19 protein-coding genes are annotated in these 20,413 nt (G+C 47.3%); 1 reads left to right on the top strand and 18 read right to left on the bottom strand.

What is annotated here, in order from left to right:
* Window positions 1–11: 11 nt before the first annotated feature.
* The 7 genes from SHK35_RS00410 to SHK35_RS00380 all read right to left on the bottom strand — a co-directional run bounded on the left by SHK35_RS00410 (window position 12) and on the right by SHK35_RS00380 (window position 8,470).
* Window positions 12–1,157: a glycosyl hydrolase 53 family protein gene (locus SHK35_RS00410; protein ID WP_330628777.1), complete on the bottom strand. Its 1,146-nt coding sequence runs from the start codon at window positions 1,155–1,157 to the stop codon at window positions 12–14.
* Window positions 1,158–1,170: 13 nt separating this feature from the next.
* The gene (locus tag SHK35_RS00405; RefSeq protein WP_318708016.1) at window positions 1,171–2,013 is read right to left on the bottom strand and encodes a sugar ABC transporter permease; all 843 of its coding nucleotides are present in this window, start codon (window positions 2,011–2,013) and stop codon (window positions 1,171–1,173) included.
* Window positions 2,013–3,458, bottom strand: coding sequence for a carbohydrate ABC transporter permease (locus SHK35_RS00400; protein ID WP_318708014.1), 1,446 nt, complete (start codon window positions 3,456–3,458; stop codon window positions 2,013–2,015). The genes SHK35_RS00405 and SHK35_RS00400 overlap by 1 nt, the downstream gene beginning before the upstream one ends.
* A gap of 141 nt (window positions 3,459–3,599) precedes the next feature.
* Entirely contained in the window at window positions 3,600–4,943 is a 1,344-nt protein-coding gene (locus SHK35_RS00395; RefSeq protein ID WP_318708013.1) for an extracellular solute-binding protein, read from the bottom strand.
* Window positions 4,944–5,107: 164 nt separating this feature from the next.
* On the bottom strand, window positions 5,108–6,118 hold the full coding sequence (locus SHK35_RS00390; protein ID WP_318708011.1) for a LacI family DNA-binding transcriptional regulator: 1,011 nt from the start codon (window positions 6,116–6,118) through the stop codon (window positions 5,108–5,110).
* 136 nt (window positions 6,119–6,254) lie between these two features.
* On the bottom strand, window positions 6,255–8,018 hold the full coding sequence (locus tag SHK35_RS00385; RefSeq protein ID WP_318708009.1) for a S8 family peptidase: 1,764 nt from the start codon (window positions 8,016–8,018) through the stop codon (window positions 6,255–6,257).
* 128 nt (window positions 8,019–8,146) lie between these two features.
* Entirely contained in the window at window positions 8,147–8,470 is a 324-nt protein-coding gene (locus tag SHK35_RS00380) for a helix-turn-helix domain-containing protein (RefSeq protein ID WP_318705210.1), read from the bottom strand.
* A gap of 298 nt (window positions 8,471–8,768) precedes the next feature.
* On the opposite strand from SHK35_RS00380, the gene SHK35_RS00375 reads away from it, so the two are divergent.
* On the top strand, window positions 8,769–9,323 hold the full coding sequence (locus tag SHK35_RS00375) for an accessory gene regulator B family protein (RefSeq protein WP_318708007.1): 555 nt from the start codon (window positions 8,769–8,771) through the stop codon (window positions 9,321–9,323).
* A 167-nt stretch (window positions 9,324–9,490) separates the two neighbouring features.
* Here SHK35_RS00375 and SHK35_RS00370 read toward each other — a convergent pair whose 3' ends face one another.
* From SHK35_RS00370 to SHK35_RS00320, 11 genes are all read right to left on the bottom strand, one after another.
* On the bottom strand, window positions 9,491–10,750 hold the full coding sequence (locus tag SHK35_RS00370) for a sensor histidine kinase (RefSeq protein ID WP_318708006.1): 1,260 nt from the start codon (window positions 10,748–10,750) through the stop codon (window positions 9,491–9,493).
* On the bottom strand, window positions 10,751–11,473 hold the full coding sequence (locus tag SHK35_RS00365) for a LytR/AlgR family response regulator transcription factor (RefSeq protein ID WP_318705205.1): 723 nt from the start codon (window positions 11,471–11,473) through the stop codon (window positions 10,751–10,753).
* Window positions 11,445–12,158: a helix-turn-helix transcriptional regulator gene (locus SHK35_RS00360; protein WP_318705204.1), complete on the bottom strand. Its 714-nt coding sequence runs from the start codon at window positions 12,156–12,158 to the stop codon at window positions 11,445–11,447. Before SHK35_RS00360 ends, SHK35_RS00365 begins: the two co-directional genes overlap by 29 nt.
* Window positions 12,159–12,275: 117 nt before the next feature.
* Entirely contained in the window at window positions 12,276–12,497 is a 222-nt protein-coding gene (locus tag SHK35_RS00355) for a hypothetical protein (RefSeq protein WP_318708005.1), read from the bottom strand.
* A gap of 109 nt (window positions 12,498–12,606) precedes the next feature.
* On the bottom strand, window positions 12,607–12,975 hold the full coding sequence (locus SHK35_RS00350; protein ID WP_318705202.1) for a hypothetical protein: 369 nt from the start codon (window positions 12,973–12,975) through the stop codon (window positions 12,607–12,609).
* 132 nt (window positions 12,976–13,107) lie between these two features.
* Complete coding sequence (locus SHK35_RS00345) at window positions 13,108–13,812, bottom strand: hypothetical protein (RefSeq protein WP_318708004.1); 705 nt, start codon at window positions 13,810–13,812, stop codon at window positions 13,108–13,110.
* Window positions 13,813–13,937: 125 nt separating this feature from the next.
* Window positions 13,938–14,516: a hypothetical protein gene (locus tag SHK35_RS00340; RefSeq protein WP_318708002.1), complete on the bottom strand. Its 579-nt coding sequence runs from the start codon at window positions 14,514–14,516 to the stop codon at window positions 13,938–13,940.
* Window positions 14,517–14,679: 163 nt separating this feature from the next.
* The gene (locus SHK35_RS00335; protein WP_318708000.1) at window positions 14,680–14,994 is read right to left on the bottom strand and encodes a hypothetical protein; all 315 of its coding nucleotides are present in this window, start codon (window positions 14,992–14,994) and stop codon (window positions 14,680–14,682) included.
* Window positions 14,995–15,319: 325 nt separating this feature from the next.
* Entirely contained in the window at window positions 15,320–15,469 is a 150-nt protein-coding gene (locus SHK35_RS00330) for a hypothetical protein (protein WP_318707998.1), read from the bottom strand.
* A gap of 88 nt (window positions 15,470–15,557) precedes the next feature.
* Window positions 15,558–16,277 carry a hypothetical protein gene (locus SHK35_RS00325; RefSeq protein ID WP_318707997.1) on the bottom strand — a complete coding sequence of 240 codons (720 nt, stop codon included), beginning with the start codon at window positions 16,275–16,277 and terminating at the stop codon, window positions 15,558–15,560.
* Window positions 16,278–16,298: 21 nt separating this feature from the next.
* On the bottom strand, window positions 16,299–20,402 hold the full coding sequence (locus SHK35_RS00320) for a DUF5702 domain-containing protein (RefSeq protein WP_318707996.1): 4,104 nt from the start codon (window positions 20,400–20,402) through the stop codon (window positions 16,299–16,301).
* Window positions 20,403–20,413 lie beyond the last annotated feature (11 nt).

Here is a 20,413-nt window from a genome sequence, read left to right as displayed (position 1 = left end):
TTTTCTCCTTTTTATTGATTTCCTTTTTCGCTTGCTTCCCCTTTAAAATCCCGGATTACGGACAGCGCAGGCAGCACATTGCCATCATAGTCAAACAACGCCTGATTTGCCCACTCGTTCCCTCCCGGTCCGGGATCATTCATATAGGCCAGGGATTCCTCATTGGCCCAGCCGCATCCGGGCACCGGTATCCACGCAGGCTCCCAGTAATAGAAGCCTCTTCCCAATCCACCGGGAACCTCAGCAATCTTTTTCATTACATCGTTCATAAAATCTGCCTGTCCCTGGGGCGTCATAGGATAAGCCACCGCTTCTGCCAGATGGGGCTTGGTAGCCATGCCCTTGCGTTCACTGTCAGACAGCTTTTCGTATTCCTTATAGTCCTCCATGGTATGTCCCATGGAAACCTCTGCAACGACAATCTCCTTGCCGAATCTTGCAGCCAGGTCATTCATATTATTTGACAAATCCTCTATCGTGCCATGCCAGAAGGGATAATAGGAAAGACCGATGACCTCAAAGTCAGCGCCCCGCTTTGTGTATTCGTCAAACCATTTCCGGCATTTTTCATTGTTTCCGCCGCAGTCCAAATGAATCATCACCGGAATGGAAGCGTCCACCTCTCTCACAGCACGGATTCCGGCACTGATAAATCGGGCAATGTTGTCATAGTTTCCTTCTTTTCCCAAGGGCCACAAAAGACCGTTGGTCACCTCATTCCCCACCTGCACCATATCTGGAAGAAGACCTTTCTCTCCAAGCTTTTCCAAGGTCTCCCTGGTATAGGAATAAACAGCCTTCTCCAGCCCATCCGCATCCATCCCCTGCCAAGCCTTTGGCACAATCTGCTTGCCCGGATCCGTCCAAAAATCACTGTAATGAAAATCCAGAAGATACGTAAAGCCAAGCTTTTTGCCTTCCTGAGCAATCCATACCAGCTTGTCGAAGTCATTGGTGCCCGCACCATAAGGTTTTCCCTGGGGACTGTAGGGATCGTTCCAAAGTCTGACGCGCAGAGAATCCGCGCCATATTTTTTTAATATGGAAAGAGGCGCTTCCTCCTTCCCCTGGTCATAATATTTCGCACCCAGCCCGAGGAGCTCGGGCAGGGTGGAAACATCCATTCCTTTGATAAATTGATTCATAGCTTCAACCATTTCCAATCTGAGATTATCCCTTTACGGAACCGCCGGTAACACCCTCAACATAGAATTTCTGCATGATCACAAACAAAGCAGAAATGGGGATAGATACCAAAACGCCGCCCGCGCAGAATTGCGTAAAGTAGGTGTTGATCAGGCTCTTGTCCAGCATATTGTACAGACCGATAGCTACCGTCCACTGAGAAGAGATACCGGAATTAAGCATCATCTTTGCATATACGAAATCCATCCAGGGAACCAGGAAGGAGCTGATTACCGTATAGACAATGATGGGACGGCTCATGGGAATCACTACCTTCCAGAAAATAGTGGCCTCGCTGGCGCCGTCCAGATAGGCGGCTTCCCGAAGAGAAGTAGGTATGGTGTCAAAAAAGCCCTTGGCAATCAAATATCCAAGTCCGGAGCCTGCGGAATAAACAAGAATCAGTCCCAGATGGGTGTTAGTCAGATCCAGTGTACGGAGAATAAAGTACACTGCGATCATGGACAGCACGCCGGGAAACAGATTCAGAATCACGCCCACATTCATCAAGGGCTTGCGCATTTTAAACCGCATACAGGATGTGGCATAGGCCACCATCAGCACAAAAATAGTGGAAATCACGCAGGTAAAGCATGCGATGATGAAGGTGTTCTTAAACCAATTTGGAAACTGTGCCACACTGTCTGCAGAAAAAAGCAGATTTTTATAATTGACCGCACTCCACTCTTCGGGGAAAAAGGTGCTCGTGTTCATTCCAGTGTAGGCGCTGAAGGAGGTCACCAAAAGCCATACGATGGGTATCAGCCAGATAAAGGCTAAAAAAGCCAGAAGCACATGTCTCAGTATAAGATTAATCGTTTTTTTCATCAACGGAACGCCTCCTCTCTATCTCCCTTCAGGAACCTGCTGAAGGCAATGAGGGTGAATACCGCGCAGATCACAAACACCACAATGCCAATGGTGGAGGCCATCTTGAAATTGTAATAATTCTGTGTGAGGTTAAACAGCCAGGTAATCAAAAGATCCGTCTCCTTTGCCTGGGAGTTGGCCATCAGCTGATCCGTGGTAACAAACACACCATCGGTCAAAAGGTAAATTACATTAAAGTTATTAATATTCTTTACAAAATCCGTCACCAGTGTGGGGCCCGTCACAAAGAGCACATAGGGCATGGTAATATGGATAAAGGTCTGTCTGGGCGTTGCACCGTCGATTCTTGCGCTCTCTAACTGCTCCGTGGGAATATTCATCAGCACGCCGGTTGCAATCAGCATCTGGTAGGGAACGCCGATCCAGATATTGATCAAAATGATCATAACATGCGCCCAGCCGTTGGCGGAAAGGAAGGGTATATAGCTGGTGCTGATCAGTCCGATATCCCGAAGCCAGTCTGTCAGCCCTATGCTGGCGCAGAAGGTATTGAAGATACCATTATTTGCAAAAAAGTTTCTCACCAAAAGCAAAGACACAAACTGGGGAACTGCTATGGTGATCACAAAGAGAGTACGCCACAGCTTGGGCAGCTTTGTCTTTTTACTATTAATCAACATGGAAAGAAGGATGCCGCCAATGTAGGTGGTAATGGTTGCAAAAACTGCCCACACCAGGGTCCAGACTAATATCTTTCCAAAGGCATATCCAAAGGTTATGGTCAAACCGCCGCTGCTGAAAAGACTCTTAAAGTTTTCAAACCCCACCCAGGTAAACAGGGAGGAGGGCGGCATATGCTGCTGGTCATAATTGGTAAAGGCTACCAGAATCAGCACAAGAAGCGGAATTACTGTAAATACTACGATGCCAGTCACAGGCAGCGCCAAAAGCGTTACATAAAATTTTTTGTTGATGTATTCCTTCATGTCTTCTTTGAAGGTATTGATATGCAGGCCTGCCTCCGCACGCTTCTGCAGCCTGTAGACAGCTACAATGTTATATAAATACACCACGGCAAAAATTGCCCAAACCACAAAGCTTATCAGCGAAAACAGCAAAATCATGAATGAATGATCGTAATCATTAAATTCTGTCTGCATGGTGGCAATGTTAAAAACAGACTCCTGCTGTACCGTTCCCAGTGTGCTGAACTTGGGAACATACTCCATAGCAAATCCAAGGGTATACCAGATCACTGCCACCTCAAAGATCGTCATCAATATACCCTTCACAAACTGCTTTCTCCGAATGTAGCCTGCGCCCATCCAGATCAAAGACAGCTTCACAAAAAGGTCTCCTTTAGCTGCTGCCTGCCCGAATTCCTTGAAAAAACTGCCCACAGCGCCAAAGAAAGCTTGCAAACCCTTTTTGACCTGACTCATTTTCCGCCCACTCCTTTCCTTTGCTATATCCTTTTCATTTAAAAGGGCGTCCCTCCACTACGTCATTTCCTTCATAGCTTCAGGACGCCCTGTGCTTCCGTTTCAGTTAAAAATACACTGAAACAGCTGACTAACTGATATTTATTGGGTCGGCGCCGAAACACCTTCTACCAAAGTGTCCAGTGCTTCCTGAATTGCTGCCGCATCATCCCTGTTGAGGCTTCCCTGTGCGATCATCTCGCCGAAGGTTGCCGTAGGATCCCAGTAGTTGCCTCCTACAACCTGTACCACACCATAAGCAGACTGCTCGGACAAAGCCGCAATAGCAACGTTGCTCATAACTGCATCGGAAGCTGCAACATTATTGTTGGAAGGTCCGATTTCTCTCTGCTCAAAACGGATGGCCTGATTTTCCTCATTGGTGATCCAATCTGCCAAAAGTGCTGCCCAGCCTGCATTCTGAGAGTATGCGTTTACACCCACAAGTTTGAAGCCTGCCACAGAGCCCTGCTGAATCTGCTGTTCTCCTACTGTGAAAGTAGGCAGCTTGGTTGCCGCATAGCCGTCGCCAAAGGCTTCCTGTGCCGCTGTTGCGTCCCAGGTACCGGACACTGCTGCGCAAAGGGTGCCGGATGCAATCTGGTTGGAAATATCTCCGTCTGCAGCTGCCAAAAATGCACTGTTTCCAGTGATATCCAGCATAGCCTGAACCACCTCAACACCGGATACGTCTGCGGTGCCGTTCCAATCTATAGAAGTACTGCCGTCATCGTTCAGACCGGTGGTAAAGCCTGCTCCATAGAAGAAGGAAGCATTGTACCAGCCGCTGGCCAGGGTCATAGCCACCTTTTTGCCCGCAGCATCTGCCGCTGCCAGAAGGCTGTCCCAGCTTGCAACATCCTCCTCGGTAAGAACGCTGGAATCATAGTACAGGAAGTATCCATTGTCCGCGCTCATAGGGAAAGCATACAAGGTATCCTCGTATGTAGCCGCTTCCACAGAACCGGTTGCGTTTGCACTTTCAACGTCTGCAACGCTCTTGCCTGCATAAGCCTGCAGCGCCTCATCCATAGAGTCAATGGAAAGCAGTGCGCCGGCCTTCACAAGGTCGATAAGCTGGTCGGAAGCAAATGCGTATACATCTGCCGCAGCTTCAACGTCGGTAAGAATGGTATCCTTTGCGGTGGACTCGGACTCCACGCCCAGCTGGATATCAAAGTTTGCATAGTCTGCATAATGCTCCTTGAAGGAATCAATCATGCTCTGGAGCATTGCCTGATCCTCCTCTGCGCCCCACATGGTAAGGCTTACATCCTGCTTCTCTGCAGGCGCTTCTACGGATGTGGAAGCCTCTGCGGAAGAGCTTTCCTGTGCCTGGCTGGTTTCGGCAACGTTTCCGGTATTTTCCTGAGTGTCAGAATTGCCGCATGCTGCCAATGAAACTGCCATAGACATTGTCATTAGTAATGCTACTAACTTTTTCATTTTGGTTTCCTCCTTTTATTTTGCACAAGCAAATGCGCAAATATTGCGCAACCGCTTGACTATGTCCATAGTTTAACAAGATTTGCTGCCATTGTCAATTTATCATATTTACTGATATTGCGCTCTTTTTTTGTGCACTTTTACTAAAGTTCTTGCTGATACTGTCATTTTGTGGATTCCTTTAAAATCACTTCATAATCCAAAAGCGTTCTGATGGGAACCTCTCTGCCGTTTATGCTGTCCAAAAGTATCCGGCAGGCCCGCCTTCCTAAATCCATGATATCAAACTTTAAGGATGTGACCGTCACCGGATAATGATCCAGCAGACGGCTGTAATGGCAGGATGCCACCTTTACCTGCCTTGGGACGTCTACTCCCTCCTTTTCAAGACACCGTATCACCTCGTCACAGATATAATCATCCTGACAGAGCATACAATCCACCTGATTTTTCAAAAGCTCGTCCACAGCCATTTCCACCATGGCCTCATTGTTCAGGGCAGTATAAATAAATTCACTCTGCACCGCCTTTCCTGCCTTTGCATAACCGGCCAGGTACCCCTCGTACCGGCATCTATTCACCGTCTGCTCCATGCTGCAGCCCAGATAGGCAATCTGTTTGATTCCCTTGGAGAAAAGCACGCTTACCAGCTCCCTGCAGGCTCCGATATTATCATTGTCCACCTGGATAATGTCCTGATCCTCCACCTGCCCCACCGTCACAAAGGGAATCTGTTTCTTCTTCAGGTAGCGGGCGAAAAAATCATCCGCATAGGTTCTTGTCAAAATCATGCCGTCCACCTTGCGGTTCTGGATGAGACGCTCCAGCGGCCTTAGCTCCCTGCCGTTTGTAATCACCACCAGCATATCATAGTCATTAGCTTGCGCCATTTCCTCCACTCCATACATACAGGTGTGAAAAAAAGGCATATCGGCCAAAGTTTTTACCTCCGGCAGAATAATGGCAATGTTGTTGGTTCTTGACTGGGCCAGGCTCTGAGCTGCCGCATTGGGGTAAAATCCATGCTCTTCTATGTACTGCAGCACCCGGTCTCTGGTGGCATTCCCGATCCTTCCCTTGCCGGATATGGCCCTGGACACCGTGCTGGCAGAAACACCCAGCTCCCTGGCCACATCATGAATCGTCATTGCTTTTTCCAAATTTACACTGCCCATAATTCCACTCCATTCCCAAACCATATCGCCGCCGCAAACTGCGCAATCGATTGTTTTAAATAATAGTATCATTTTCGAGAATGGGAAACAATCTGCCAATTTCACCAAAAATATTTTAATTTTCTATTCAATTCTCCTAAAAGGGCAGGCTGTCCGCCAGGCAGAGAGCGCCAAAACCAACCCTGTCATTGGGGTACTCCGCCTCTCCTCTTACAGGCCTTGCTCCGCTTCGCAGATACGCCTTTACCTTTTCTCCATACAGGAAAGCGTCGTTCCCCCGGACAATGCCCCATTCCATCAAAAGCGCTGCACTGCCGGAGACAATGGGCGCCGCAAAGGAGGTTCCCGTAAAAGACGTGTAGCCGCCATAGATGTCCGGGGCTAAAATCCCAACGCCGGGAGCCGCCAGGTCCGGCTTCGTAAGACCGGCCGTAACCACCCCGATGGTACGCCGCCTGTCTACATAGCCCCTGCCGGAGAAATCCGCATAGGTATCATAGGTGCTGTCATAAGCCCCCACAGTAATCACCTTGGCCGCCGTGGAGGGAATGGTCAGCGTAACCTGAGGCGCCGCTCTGTAAAAGCCCGTGCTTTCATTTCGAATGGCACTGCTTGGCAAGTACAGATAATACTGTCCCGTCACCACTTTGACAGGCTCTATGAGGATGGTCCAGATACCGCTGTTAATGTAAGGGCCCGCAAGGGGAATCATATCCAGATAAATTTCCTGGGCCACCGCATAGGGGGTTGGCTCTCCCATGTACACAAGAATCCGGGTCTGTTCCATCTGCAAGGTATATTTTCCGGCCTCCACGACCTCCGGCAGCTCCTGCTCCCGGCCTCCGGGAGAGCGCAGGCGGATACGGTAACGGTCGCTGTAGTGCTTCCACAGCTGTATATTCAGCGCTGTTTCGTAGGCCCCTACCGCCAGCTCCACAGCAGTCTCCTGCTCCACATTTCCCGCAACGTGTCCTCTGGAGCTGCCCTCGTTTCCACTTCCCACACAGATAACCGTACGTCCGATTTCTGCTGCATTGTCTAAAAAACGTTCCATTAAAGAGCTTCCGTCATGGGCCCCGTAGCTGTTTCCAAAGCTTAAATTAATTACCAGCGGCATGCCCAAAAGAATCGCCTTTCTCAAAGCATAAGTGACGCCTCGCATAATTTCCGTTGTTCTGGGAAAGCCGAGCTCATTTGGCGCGCCAAGCTTTACCACCAAAAGCTCCGCTTCCGGCGAAACCCCTTTATATGCCTGCTCCAAAATGGCGCTGCCTGCGGCAATTCCTGCCACCGCCGTCCCATGTCCGTTTACGTCCCTGCTGGGAACCAGAGCATACCGTTCTCCTTCTCCAGTTTCCCGCAGCGCCCGGTTAATTCTCTCCTGGTCAAACTCAACCCCCATGGAAAATCCCTCCGGCGGCGCCCCGGCCTCCCCCGGCATCAGCGTCTGATCCCAGAGAAACCGAATCCGGGTATCTCCGTTTTCCTTTCGGAAATCTTTGCGTTCATACGCAATGCCGGAATCCAAAACAGCTATCAGCACGCCCCGCCCCGTTAAAAAGGGCTCCTGAAGCGTGGCACGAGGCAGACAGGAACCATCCGCGGGAGCAGACACAGCGTAAAAATACCGCTTAGGCTTTTCCACATATTCTATTTCTTCCACATCGGCTACCATATCCACCAGGCCCTCCGGCACAGTCAGTATGGCATAGCCAGCGATCAAATATTCCACTTTCACGCCAAGTCCGGCAAGCCGCTCCAGACTGCCATGGTATTTGACTATCAGCTCCCAGGTTCTGCTTTCGCCGTCAAATCCAACGTTCAGCGTTTCTGTCTGTTCCCTGATCTCCTGAGGCGTTTCCAACGCCAAATTCAGTATGTCCTCCAGCTTCTGATTCATTTTAATCCCGCTTTGCCACATTTGCTCCCTAATTTATATGCGGCAAGAGACATTTCCTATTCTATCGGCGTTGTCTGGGATTTTAAAAGGCGCGGTTTCTGTTGGAAACCGCACCTTTTGCATCACCCTTATATCGCGTCGCATATTTGTGTCAAAACACTTAATATATCTCGTATTTTTTCGACCTGCCTTGGCTCCAGCGTCTCTAATACATAGATAATCTCCTGATTTTCGCTTTGCTCCCCTTTCTCACCCCGCATAATAAAATCACAGCTCACACACAGCGCTCTGGATATCTTACACAGTGTTTCTGCTGAGAAGCCCTTCTTGCCTGTTTCTATTTCATACAAAAATTTTGCAGAAATATCCGCTTTTTCCGCAAGAACCTCCCTTGTGTAATGTCTGCTTTCACGCAATTTTCTGATCCTTTCCCCTATGCACATATCTGACATATTATTCCTCCATATGCCAAGATTTTACATCCTTCGGCAAACAATGATAAACCAGCAGTTGCACCCATTGCATTTTACCTACAGTTCCTTTTTCAATTCTATCTTATCTCTTTTTCCCACTATTCCTCAGTCTGTTTTACCGAATCGAAAATTTTTTTAACCAAACCTGACATTTTTGTTTTATCAGGCCTCATTTATATTGCTTGAACGGAGGTCAGCACAAAAAATCCCCGCTTCACTGAAATATTTTCATTTTTTCCCGCATTTTGATATCCTGATGCTAGTAAGGGAGTCGTTTATGGAATCGATCAAAAGACAAATAAAGGAAAAATATCATCTCACCAGCTATCAAATGTCATTGATAGTTTTTTTAGCAAAAACCCTTGGCTCAGAGCTGAGTAAAATGCTGATTATGGGAATCCTGTTCCGTAATCAGCTGCCCCTGTATTTTACAGCGCTGTTTATTATGATGCTGCTGCGCTGTTCCACCGGGGGACTGCATTTTTACACTTATCCCGCCTGCCTGCTGGGCTCCACCATTTATCTGGGTCTGTGCGTTGTGGTACTGCCGCAGCTTCTTCTGCCCAAGTATTTTCAGCTGCTTCTTCTTGCAGGCTCACTTTTGATATGCTGTCGAATCGGCCCCGTAACCTCAAAATACAGGCCGGACCCGCTTCCAGCCGCCTCAAAAAGGTTTCGGGACTTTACTTGTCTTACCATATTTTTTTACGCACTGTTTTTATATATAATGCCGCAAAGCAGCTTTACCGCTGCCGGTTTCTGGGTCATTATATTGCATTCGCTGCAGCTGTCTGCCGCGAAAATACGGAAGAAAGGGGGACGTGCAAAATGATTCCTACAGTTCTGACCTATATTGAGATTGTGGTGTGGTGGATTGAAACAAATCTTTCCAGCGTAGTGCTGCTCGGAGAATATCCTTTCCCCGAAAAGGAAGATGCGTAACAACAATACTATTCTCAACAAAAGAGGACTGCAGCCCCAGTCCTCTTTTGGCATTTCTCATTTTTTTACTCTGATTAAAAAGGAAATCCAATTTTCCTCCCCAATGCTTTTGTTTCTGCAGATCAGGTCACACTTCAATTCCTCACAGAGATATTTTAAATGATACAATCCAATCCCTCTTCCTGCACCCTTTTTACTTTTACCCAGGGCAAACCACGACTCCAGCTCATTAAATGGCACATAAGGGAAGGGATTTCTCACCTCATACTCATATTCCGTCTCCCTCTCTCTGATTGCCAAATGTATTCTATGATGCAGCTTATTCAGACCTTTCACAGCTTCCACTCCATTATCAAGTAAAATCCCCAGCATTTGTATTAAATAGTACGCAGGTATCACCGTTTGAAAAGCGCTCACCTCTATTTCATAGGTGACCTCCGCTTCCTCCTCAAGCTCATGGAGTTTCCCATACAAAAAGCCAATTACTACGCTGTCACCAAGTACAAGGAGACGGTTATATCTGTTCTCCTCCGCTATCTGGCCCAAATAGGCTTCCTGCGCCCGGACCAGCTCCTCATAGGTCTTGTTTAAATGGTGCATGGAAAGCACCGCCGTAATGTGATTGTTTATCTCATGCTGCCGCATTCTAATCTGTATCAGAAAATCTTCATATACCCGGTTATTTTCTTCCAGACTTTGTTTTTCTTCTATTCGCCTGTTAACTTTCTGATATTTTTGCCATTGCTTTATCAGTACAAAAACTAATACAACTATGGGAAATAAAAGCAGAATAGACGCTCCCATCAATCCATGAAGTATTTTCGCTTGAAACAAAATAAACAATGCCACAATGCAAAGCATGCCAAAGGACAAATATAACAATTTTTCCCTTCTTTGCATCATCCATTTAGAAAATCGATAAGTCTCAAATTTAGGCAGCACAAAAATACAGATTAACAGCACCGCACAATTCACCAAAAGCCCTCTTCCATACTCATTTTGAGGCAGAACAACTGCAGCAGGCACAAGACAGGCAAACTGCAGCAGCGTCATCACCACAAGATACAGCACATTGTTGATTATGGTTTCAAACAAGGATTTCTTAAATTTTAACACACAATAGAGAAAAATAAGAAAATAGACCAGCAGTGAAAACAGTCTCGACACCTGACAGGTATTGACTATTTCCAAAACAATCAGAAGTCCCAGAAATAACAGGACCGTTTTCATATCAAATTTTACCTTTACTCCATAGATCCGGTGAATGCAGATAATCACCGAAAATATCTCTGTTATTAGAACAAGGCGCAGCAGCATTTACTTAAAAATTTCCCGCAATAATTTCTTATACATCAAACCAATCTCTACTCTTCCATAGTTATTGCGCAGCTGTATCATTCTGTTTGTAATATCCACATTATGTATAAATTTCTTATTTATCATGGTGTTGCGGCTGCATTGAATCATATCCGGACTGTCTGCTTCATCCAGCAGTCTTTTCAGTGTCAAATAAGGAATTGCCAAAACATCACTGCGGCTTGTATGGATATACATGGTATGATTCTCGCATTCCGCATATACAATTTCGCTTCTATCCACGGCCAAGACGATGCCGTCCTTTCGAAAGTACAGGGTTTTATCGCTCTCCTGATGTCCGGGAAATTTCAGGCAGTGCTCCACCATCCGCTTTACCTTCTCCGCATCAAAGGGCTTTTCCACAAAATGATAACAATGCAGCTTTTCATAGGCATAAAATCTGGCGTCCTCCAGTGAGGTGACAAACAGCACTGGCGTAAAGGCATATTTATCAATTTTCCGGATACTGTCTACAAACCGCAGACCGGAAGAATCTCCCGGCCTTCTGGTATCCAATATAATGTCTATGATAAATAAATCAATCTCTCTTTCCAATGCACATTGATAGGCATCCTTCATACGATGCAATGCAATCACCTCGCACCTTGTATCAGCTTTCTGCACAATGCCGGCCAAATGCTGCAGCGTACTTTGATTATCTTCTAAAATTAAAATCTTTTTCACAAATTTCCCCTAAACACTTTTGTCCTGCCTGCAAATAAGCGAAGATGGCTTCCCCTTCCTCTTCACCAGATATTTCCAAAAGCAGACACAATTCCTGCGCCAGTCCTTTGCCATCCCGCAGGATAATGGATGGAGGAACATGAAACAAATCATATATTTTCCACAGCATCTCACTGTCGGGAAGAACTCTTCCATTTTCCAGCTCTCTGAGCTTCTTTATATCAACACCCAGAAGCTCTGCCATTTTATGCTGTGTATACGCAAGCTGCTGTCTGATGGCGAAGAAAATATTGTCGTTCTCTCTTCCCGTCATGAAAATAAATTTCATATATTCAATACGCTTATATATCTTGCCCCATTTGCCTGCAGAATTCTCCCGTCCCAGACAGGCTGCCATGGAATAAAAGATGCTGATATAGCAGATGATTTCTTCAAAGGTACATCCCTCAAAAAACTCTCTATATTTTTTGGTGCTCCGCAAGCCTGTATACATATACTGTATATCTATTTCCGTATTCGTCAGGCACTGCATTTCATAGAAGGTGAATCGCTTTTTTCCAAGCTCCGCCTTACTGTAATGACTTTGCATCATGTGCATTTGATAGCTGATCTGCCTTTGGGACAAATTATTTCTGACCCTTTCTTCCTTCAGCCTTTGCAAAACATTTTCATAATCCATATTCATGGGTAATCTTCCTTATAGTACAATTCATTTTTACCCATTTTACGACATTATTCTTCCCTGTACAGCACCTATTTGTGACTCATGCTATAAAAAGAATGTCTGAACGAAAAAAGTCCGCTAGAAGCGAACCTCTGCTTCCCGGTATCTCTCCCGGGAACAGGACAGTTGGAAAGGTTTTTCGGCTGCCGTGACTCCATCCATGCCTGCTATTCCCTCAAAAGCTGTTTTGGCAGCTCTGTAGTCCTCTGCGTATTTTCTTTCTGTCAGCTCCTTGGTATTTACATTTTGAAAAAGAAAGCTTTCTTGGCCTCGCATAGTCCAGGTACTGCAATGCGACATTTGGAAACCTCCGGTCTTATCCCCTAATGTCATATATTGTAGTATCCTGACCCTTTACGCACAAGGAACTATGGTTCTAAAACAGTATTTTTCTTTCGTATTTTTCTTTCTACATCAGGCTTAAGAAGCTGCCTGCAAACATTACAACGCCCAGGATGGCCAAAGCAATATAAATTAGTATCAAGATCAGCTGGGCTTTAAAATAATTGGATTTGCTTTTCTTAACATTTCCTGAAAAGGCCCATACAAACAGCATGACCAGATTTACGATGGGAATCAGCATTATGATTCCAGCTGCAATCCATTCCCCCACCGTTACCGTCTCCTCTTTTACGGCTGTCTGCGCATATCCATTACCCGGCTGCTGTCCCGGCACATTTTGTCCATATGACGCACCTGCACCATACATGGCATTGTTATAATATGGGTTTTCATTACTGTTCAGCAAAATTGTGCTATTGTTATCTTGATTTTCCATGTCTTTTCTCCTTGTATTTTGTCTCCCTTGTCCCTCTGTTCCAGCCTTTCCTTGCCGGCTGCCTGTCCTGCTTTCTGTATGGTTCCGGTGTTCCTGCTGCCGAAAATGCAGACAGGCAGCCAGGCAGTTCGCCTAGTTTTCCGTGTAGGTGGACACCACCTCATCTATTTTGTCCACCCAGTCTGCGTGGCGGCTTTGATCTTTTGTACGGTCTATGCAGCAAACCAGCACCGGAGTCTCGCTTCCTGCTATGCCGTACGCTACAAGAGGATAAGTCACCTCTACATATTCGCTCGAACAGGTTATTGTTCCTTCAAACTTTGTCATCTCAAAGCCATTTATCGTGGTAGTCTCCAAACTTTCCACCTCCGGGATTATTTCTGAAAAACCCTGGCCTGAAAAAAACTGGTGCTCCAGAAGGGGGCTCAGCACCTGGAAAATATCTGCCGAGGAATGGTACTGGCTCATGTCGATCAATTCCTGCTCCTCCTCTGCTCCCACATCCCCGGAATACTGGGTCACAAACACATTCAGGCAGGCCGCATTATTAAATGTGCCATAGGCCTCCTTTGCAACGTGCCCAAATCCTTTGGAACTATTTTCTCCATCCGGAAGTCTCAGGGAAAAATTAAAATGCTCCTCCGTATACAGATAATCCAGCCCCTCCGGGTAATCCGCTTCCTCCTCTGCCTCCCCGGAAGCCTGCACATCTGCCTCCGCCGTTACAGCATTTCCTCCCTGTACAGCCGAGGCCTGGCCTTCCTCCGTTCCCTGGCAGGCGCTCAGGCTCCCAGCCAGCAGCATCATTCCCAGTAACAATAATCCTTTTTTCTTCATTTTCTATCTTTTGTCTCCCTTGTCCCTCTGTTCCAGCCTTTTCCTGCTGGCTGCCTGTCCTGCTTTCTGTATGGTTCCGGCGCTCCTGCGGCCGAAAAGGCAGACAGGCAGCCAGTCAATTCACCCTAGTTTTCCGTGTAGGTGGACACCACCTCGTCTATTTTGTCCACCCAGTCTGCGTGGCGGCTCCGGTCTTCCGTTTTATCTACACAGCACACCAGCACCGGGGTCTCTGTCCCTGCAATGCCGTACGCTACAAGAGGATAAGTCACCTCTACGTATTCATTCGAACAGGTTACTGTCCCTTCAAACTTTGTCATCTCAAAGCCATTTACCGTTGTGGTTTCCAGGGTCTCCACTTCCGGGATTATTTCTGCATAACCTAGTCCGGAAAAAAACTGGTGCTCCAAAAGGGGGCTCAGCACCTGGAAAATATCTGCCGAGGAATGGTACTGGCTCATGTCAATCAGCTCCTGCTCCTCCTCTGCCCCCACATCCCCGGAATACTGGGTCACAAAAATCTGTTCACAGCTCACTCTGTCAAACTGGCTCCCATATTGCTCCTTTGCAACATGCCCATAGCCCACTGTACTGTTCTCTCCATCCGGCAGTCTCAAAGAATATCCAAAGTGGTTTTCTGTGTACAGGTAATCCAATCCCTCCGGGTAATCCGCTTCCTCCTCTGCCTCCACGGAAGTCTGCACATCTGTCTCCGCCGTTACGGCGTTTCCTCCCTGTACAGCCGAGGCCTAGCCTTCCTCCGTTCCCTGGCAGGCGCTCAGGCTCCCAGCCAGCAGTATCATTCCCAGTAACAATAATCCTTTTTTCTTCATTTTTTTCTTCATTTTTTTCTCCCTTATTCTTTTTTTAATATCCTGCAATCGTATGGTAATCATACGAGAGATATTCCATATTCTCTCCCAGCCCCCCCTCAAACCAATCCTGGGAAATCAATAACGGCTTCACCTGAATCCTGGCATTGATCTCCAAGTAGGTGTTGGCCTCTGCCATGCGGAAGTTCCCCTTCTTAGGGTGTTCTACCTCATAGGCATTCAGCCCTTCATTCACGTTTATCTGGATCACATCGCCAATCCGGGTTATCGCCATATCGGACTCGTCGCTTAACAGCTTGCCACATCCATAAAGTCTGCTTCCTTTTTGAAAGTTTCCTGCAGACTCCATATCATCTCAATTTCTATGACTTTTCTATGCCTTTGGAATTTACAACAGATAGCCGGCTCATGGCGCGGCTCTTTAACAGCTTTGCTTGATAACAGATATGCAGAAGAAATATTCTCTGACAATAGAACCCTAGCGGTCCCGAATATCCTGAAAGTTGGTTGCCCACAGGCGCAGTACAGGCCCGGCATATACTGCCGATTTCCGTTCCGGTTTCCCCTGACCGCTTTTATCCTTGGAATCAGTCCTGTGCTTTGTAATTCCCCCACACAATCTCTTATAGTGTTGCCGTATAATTATTCATCCCTTTTGCAGTGTTTAGTTTATTTTAGCTTTTCTTTTGTATTTCGTCAACTGAAAATTTTATAAGTGTTAAAACTGCGCCGTATCCTCTTTTCTCCCCAAGAAAAAAGATGACCGGAGTCATCCTTTTTCTTTTCTCTTTTATCCTTTTTTCTCCCTTGTCCCTCTGTTCCATCCCTTTCCTGCCGGCTGCCTGTCCTGCTTCCTGTATGGTTTCGGCGCTCCTGCAGGCGAAAATGCAGACAGGCAGCCAGGCATTTCGCCTAATTTTCCGTGTAGGTAGACACCACCTCATCTATTTTGTCCACCCAGTCCGCATAGCGGCTCTGATCGTCCGTACGATCTATACAGCATACCAGCACCGGAGTCTCGCTTCCTGCTATGCCGTACGCTACAAGTGGATAGGTGTATTCATACTTCGAATCACCCAAATCAATAACTGCAGTCACTTGTCCCGTAAATTTAGTCATTTCAAAACCGTTTATCGTTGTAGTCTCCAAAACTTCCGCTTCCGGAATTACTTCTGAAAGCCCTTCTCCGGAAAAAAACTGGTGCTCCAGAAGAGGGCTCAGCACCTGGAAAATATCTGCCGAGGAATGGTACTGGCTCATGTCAATCAGCTCCTGTTCCTCCTCTGCTCCCACATCCCCGGAATACTGGGTTACAAACACATTCAGGCAGGCCGCTCTATCAAACTGGTTTCCATACGCTTCCTTTGAGACATGTCCGTATCCTTTTGCTGCATTTGAGTCGTCTGGCAATCTTATAGAAAACTTGAAATTATTCTCTGTATACAAATAGTCCAGCCCCTCCGGATAATCCGCTTCCTCCTCTGCCTCCCCGGAAGCCTGCGCATCTGTCTCCGTCGTTACAGCGCTTCCTCCCTGTACAGCCGATGTCTGGCCTTCCTCCGTTCCCTGGCAGGCGCTCAGGCTCCCAGCCAGCAGTATCGTTCCCAGTAACAATAATCCTTTTTTCTTCATTTTTTTCTCCCTTATTCTTTTTTAATATCCTGCAATCGTATGGTAATCATACGAGAGATATTCCATATTCTCTCCCAGCCACCCCTCAAACCAGTCCTGGGAAATCAGTAGCGGTTTCACCTGAATCCTGGCATTGATCTCCAAATAGGTGTTGGCCTCTGCCATGCGGAAGTTCCCCTTCTTAGGGTGTTCTACTTCATAGGCATTCAGTCCTTCATTCACATTGATCTGAATCACATCGCCAATCCGGGTTACCGCCATATCGGACTCGTCGCTTAACAGCTTGATAATAAGAAATACCCTTAAGTAGTCCTCATAACCCATATTAAAAGCACCGCTCAATGCTGAGGAGGAGGTTTTCCCTATTCCTTTTGCTTGGTTTCCTATAGAGGTCGATGGAAAATATGTATCCAGTTGACTGTTAATCGCCTCTGATATTTTTTCCGTGGCATTGTCTACTCGGGACTGTAAAGCTTCATTGATCGTTCCTCGTAAACGTTCAGCAATTTCCACAGAAATTGTTTCAACAGCTGCATTAACCTGATCCTTCACCCCTTCAATAGCCTCCTCAGTGGATTTAGACACCTGCCTCATAAAATCCGTATAGTTTTGCGCCAGCGCCTCCTTGTCCAAATCTATCCGCCGGAGTTCCTCCTCCAATGCCTCAAAATGCAGATCAATGCTTCCTCCATCTGCAAGCATCCCTCTAAGCTGACCCATCAAATCATTTTTCAAAAGTTCCGCCGCCGCTCCCTCCATGCCGCTTTCAGCCAGATACGCCGATACGCTCTCCTCGCACCGAGACAATAGCTCCTGCCTGCTGTACGCCGTCCCCTTTGTAAGCATCTCCTGATAGTACATTTCCAGAGAAGTGTTAAAGCACTGGGTCACCGCATCTACACTGCCGTTTACTGCATTGTTAACCATTTGAGTAACATCTGTTCCTATTCTCCCAGTAATATCTCCCACGTTTTCCGTCGTATAATCCAATGCTTCCTGAATAGATGTATTTATTTCAGTAACCACCTCTTCCCCGGCATTCTTCACCTCCTCCGCCACGTAATCCTTGGCCAGGTCCACCATTCCGCCCAAACTAAATTTCCAGGTCTCATCGCTCTTGACCAGCTCCACCTTTTTCCCATCCATAATCCGCTCCAGATCATAGTTGGATTCCGCAAGCGCCAGGCAGAGCTTCATCACCGTCTGGGCCACCTGGTAGGGAAACATACCCCCGGTGGCGGCCTGAATGGACATGGCCGGAGGCAGCGTCTGGTAGTCGATCTCACTGTCTGTCAGGGCATATACCATGTTAAACATCAGGCGGATGGCAAAGATATTGGCCTTGGCCTGATTTACATTGATTTCCGGCCCCGCCCCTTCCTTTACCGTAAACCAGAGAAACTTTGTTTCGTTCTGTCCCTTGCTTCCGTAAAGGATATATTCGATCTCACAGCCAAACATGGCGTTGTTTTCCGCATTGATCTCCACATTGCTGTAGGTCTGGCGGGGATAATCCTTGCTTCCTTCAGGAAAGTTATCCGTCCCCTCCGTATAGGCCACCCAGTCCATATAGGAGGAAAAATCATTCAGCACATATTCCGTCACCAGCAGAGAATCCACTGCGTTTTCCGGATTCAGATTGCCCAGAGCCTGGAATATCTCCTGGAAGGTACTGGCCGCATTATTGAAAAAGTCAAACAGACCGCCGTCGTCCTCCTTGCCTATGGCTCCCTCTCCGCTTGTGCCGTCGGAGGGAACCTCCGTAAAGAGACCCATGTCATAAGAAAAGGTTGTGCTGTTTACATTGTCCTCCTCCGCGCTGTCCTGGGCCTGCTCCTGAAAATCCTTGATACTGTCCTCCGTAGGCTGTGAGGAATCAACGTCAGCGGAGGCACTGAATACGGTGATGAGATAAAAATAAAACGCAGGAATATTATAAAGATTGCCGTCCGCAGTGGTCACTCCCTTTTCTCCCACCTTTTTCAAATAGCAGGTGCTTGTGGTGTTATATTTATTGTATAAATTCCCCGGATCGCTGCATACGTTAAACAGCACGCTTTGGGCAAACTGATTTTCATAGGCTGTATCAAACGCAGCGGCCTCCCGACCCAGATAACTTGTCTCCGGATCGGCTGCGCTGTAAGCGTTGAGGGTCCCGCTTCCTCTGTAGGCCTTTGTCAGCTGTTCCAAAAGACGCTCTGTTTTGTCCACGGTCATCACCTTGTAATAGGATTCCTTTACAAGGCTTACGCCTGAGAGCTTTATGGATTCTATGGCCTTGAGTACGCCCACAGGATTTCCTTCGCTTGACATATAGTTGATTCCCGCCTGAATCTGTTCAGTGATTTCTTTCAGATCCTCAGTATTAAACTGATTTGCGATCTCTTCGATGGAAGCCTGCATGGAGGCGGAAAACTCATCCTGTCCGGCACTCTCCAGATAATTATCCTGATAGTTTCTAATTTTCCTCTCTGCGGCTACTGTAGCTTCTTGGAGCTTCTCCATCTGAGCTTGGACATCGTTTATGGAATCTATGGCATTTTCCGCCAGTGTCCCGCTGTGGGAATCCAGCCAGTTAAAGGAAAAATGCCATCCGTCGGTGAGCTCTGAGGCGCTTTCTGCCACCGGGCACAGAAGATTGTTCAGCTTGCACAGGGTTTCCCGCAGCAGTCTGTCATATTTCTTATAATTATTTTCATAGGTTTCCATAGCGGAAGCGTACTTTGCGCTGGTATCGCTGAATGCCTTGATTCTTCCTGTCAGGGACTCCCGCAAAGCGTCCTTGGCGCCCTCAAATTCCTCTTTCTTCTCGTTGTCATAGCCACTTTTCTGGGAGGCGATCTGGGATTGCACCGCCTCGTTATAGGCTTCCTCCGTCTCATAGTCCGCCGGATCGATGTCTGAGGTGTCATATACGCTGTCGGGATATTCGTAGGGCTCCATGGCGGCCTGGTCAATGGCCAGAATGCAGGACTTCATCTCCCGCAGCTTTTCTCCGAAGGCTTCATACTCCCCTATGGCCGCTTCCAGCCTTTTAGGATTGGTGCCGGACGCCGTATTCCAGGGGTTTTCCATGGTCATTTCAGAATACGCCCCATATTGCGCCACTTTATTCTTGTGCTTCTGCAGGGTTCCTGCCTCTATGGTTTTGGCGCTTTCCTCCGCCTCGCCAAAATGCTCCTCTATTTCGTCCAGCTTTTTGTTCCTTCCCCAGGAGCTGGCAGAAATACTCTTCCTTTGTCCATTTGCCACCTGGAACAATTCCCCGTTGCCGTCAATATAAATCACCCCGTCATAAGCGCATTCGTATTCTCCCGCATTGATGCTTTTGCAGGTCAGAAATCCTGGGGCCTCCACATTGAAGAGAATAGAATGGCACAGCTTCATCGCTCCTTCCACATCGTCAAAGCTGAATTCATCTGCTGCCGCCTTGTCCAATGCTTTTTGGAATTCTGCCACCTGATCGTCATATTTGCCGATGTTTTCATACATCTTTTTCAATTCCCTGTTGGTATCCTCCAGCGTTTCGTCCACAGCGGTTTTAGCCTTCATGACCTCGCTTTGTCCCTCCACCTTTTTAAAGGCTCCCAGGGTGTCCAGGCTGCTCAGCGCCGCATTGACGGGGGCCCGGTACTTGGCATATTCCACAATCTGTGAACGCAATACGTCGGGATTTGCAAGAGAGCTGTCCTCCAAATAGGTAAATTCCGAGGAATCCTCCAGCGAAACGTTCACAAAGGGCGTAATGGCCGCATCATCGATACCCATGGCGTCATCCAGCACCTGGTTGATCCACTGCATCGTGTCGCTGTCCCAGCTTGCAGCGTCGATGAGCCCGTTCGCCTTCAGAGAATTCTGAAAATAAGCCTGGACGTTTTCCTTTAATGCCTGCTGCGGATCGTCCGCGCTCTGGGACATGGCAAAAAGTCCGTATACATCCTTAAGCACCGTGTCATAATTGGCCAGCGCCCCGTTGGCCGCCAGCTCCCCGGCGCTTTCCACCATGCCCTTAGATAAAGCATATGCGGCACTGTCCACTAAAATGCTTGTAAACAGTAAAATTGGTACTAAAACAATAGATAAAAATACAGTAATAGAGCCCCTTTTACGTTGAAATAATTTCAATGTCCTCTCAC

Source organism: Candidatus Acetatifactor stercoripullorum (assembly GCF_944382095.1).
GTDB lineage: Bacteria > Bacillota > Clostridia > Lachnospirales > Lachnospiraceae > Acetatifactor > Acetatifactor stercoripullorum.
The sequence above is the reverse complement of the archived record's forward strand: the minus strand, read 5'-3'. Positions and strand labels throughout refer to the sequence as shown.

Bases quoted from the DNA above. Each gene is read 5' to 3' on its own strand.
- SHK35_RS00375 (WP_318708007.1), top strand. From the start codon at position 8,769: ATGGAATCGATCAAAAGACAAATAAAGGAAAAATATCATCTCACCAGC.
- SHK35_RS00355 (WP_318708005.1), bottom strand. From the start codon at position 12,497: ATGTCGCATTGCAGTACCTGGACTATGCGAGGCCAAGAAAGCTTTCTT.
- SHK35_RS00345 (WP_318708004.1), bottom strand. From the start codon at position 13,812: ATGAAGAAAAAAGGATTATTGTTACTGGGAATGATGCTGCTGGCTGGG.
- SHK35_RS00325 (WP_318707997.1), bottom strand. From the start codon at position 16,277: ATGAAGAAAAAAGGATTATTGTTACTGGGAACGATACTGCTGGCTGGG.
- SHK35_RS00350 (WP_318705202.1), bottom strand. From the start codon at position 12,975: ATGGAAAATCAAGATAACAATAGCACAATTTTGCTGAACAGTAATGAA.
- SHK35_RS00330 (WP_318707998.1), bottom strand. From the start codon at position 15,469: ATGGAACAGAGGGACAAGGGAGAAAAAAGGATAAAAGAGAAAAGAAAA.
- SHK35_RS00360 (WP_318705204.1), bottom strand. From the start codon at position 12,158: ATGAATATGGATTATGAAAATGTTTTGCAAAGGCTGAAGGAAGAAAGG.
- SHK35_RS00370 (WP_318708006.1), bottom strand. From the start codon at position 10,750: ATGCTGCTGCGCCTTGTTCTAATAACAGAGATATTTTCGGTGATTATC.
- SHK35_RS00335 (WP_318708000.1), bottom strand. From the start codon at position 14,994: ATGGAGTCTGCAGGAAACTTTCAAAAAGGAAGCAGACTTTATGGATGT.
- SHK35_RS00400 (WP_318708014.1), bottom strand. From the start codon at position 3,458: ATGAGTCAGGTCAAAAAGGGTTTGCAAGCTTTCTTTGGCGCTGTGGGC.
- SHK35_RS00395 (WP_318708013.1), bottom strand. From the start codon at position 4,943: ATGAAAAAGTTAGTAGCATTACTAATGACAATGTCTATGGCAGTTTCA.
- SHK35_RS00405 (WP_318708016.1), bottom strand. From the start codon at position 2,013: ATGAAAAAAACGATTAATCTTATACTGAGACATGTGCTTCTGGCTTTT.
- SHK35_RS00385 (WP_318708009.1), bottom strand. From the start codon at position 8,018: ATGAATCAGAAGCTGGAGGACATACTGAATTTGGCGTTGGAAACGCCT.
- SHK35_RS00390 (WP_318708011.1), bottom strand. From the start codon at position 6,118: ATGGGCAGTGTAAATTTGGAAAAAGCAATGACGATTCATGATGTGGCC.
- SHK35_RS00380 (WP_318705210.1), bottom strand. From the start codon at position 8,470: ATGTCAGATATGTGCATAGGGGAAAGGATCAGAAAATTGCGTGAAAGC.
- SHK35_RS00410 (WP_330628777.1), bottom strand. From the start codon at position 1,157: ATGGTTGAAGCTATGAATCAATTTATCAAAGGAATGGATGTTTCCACC.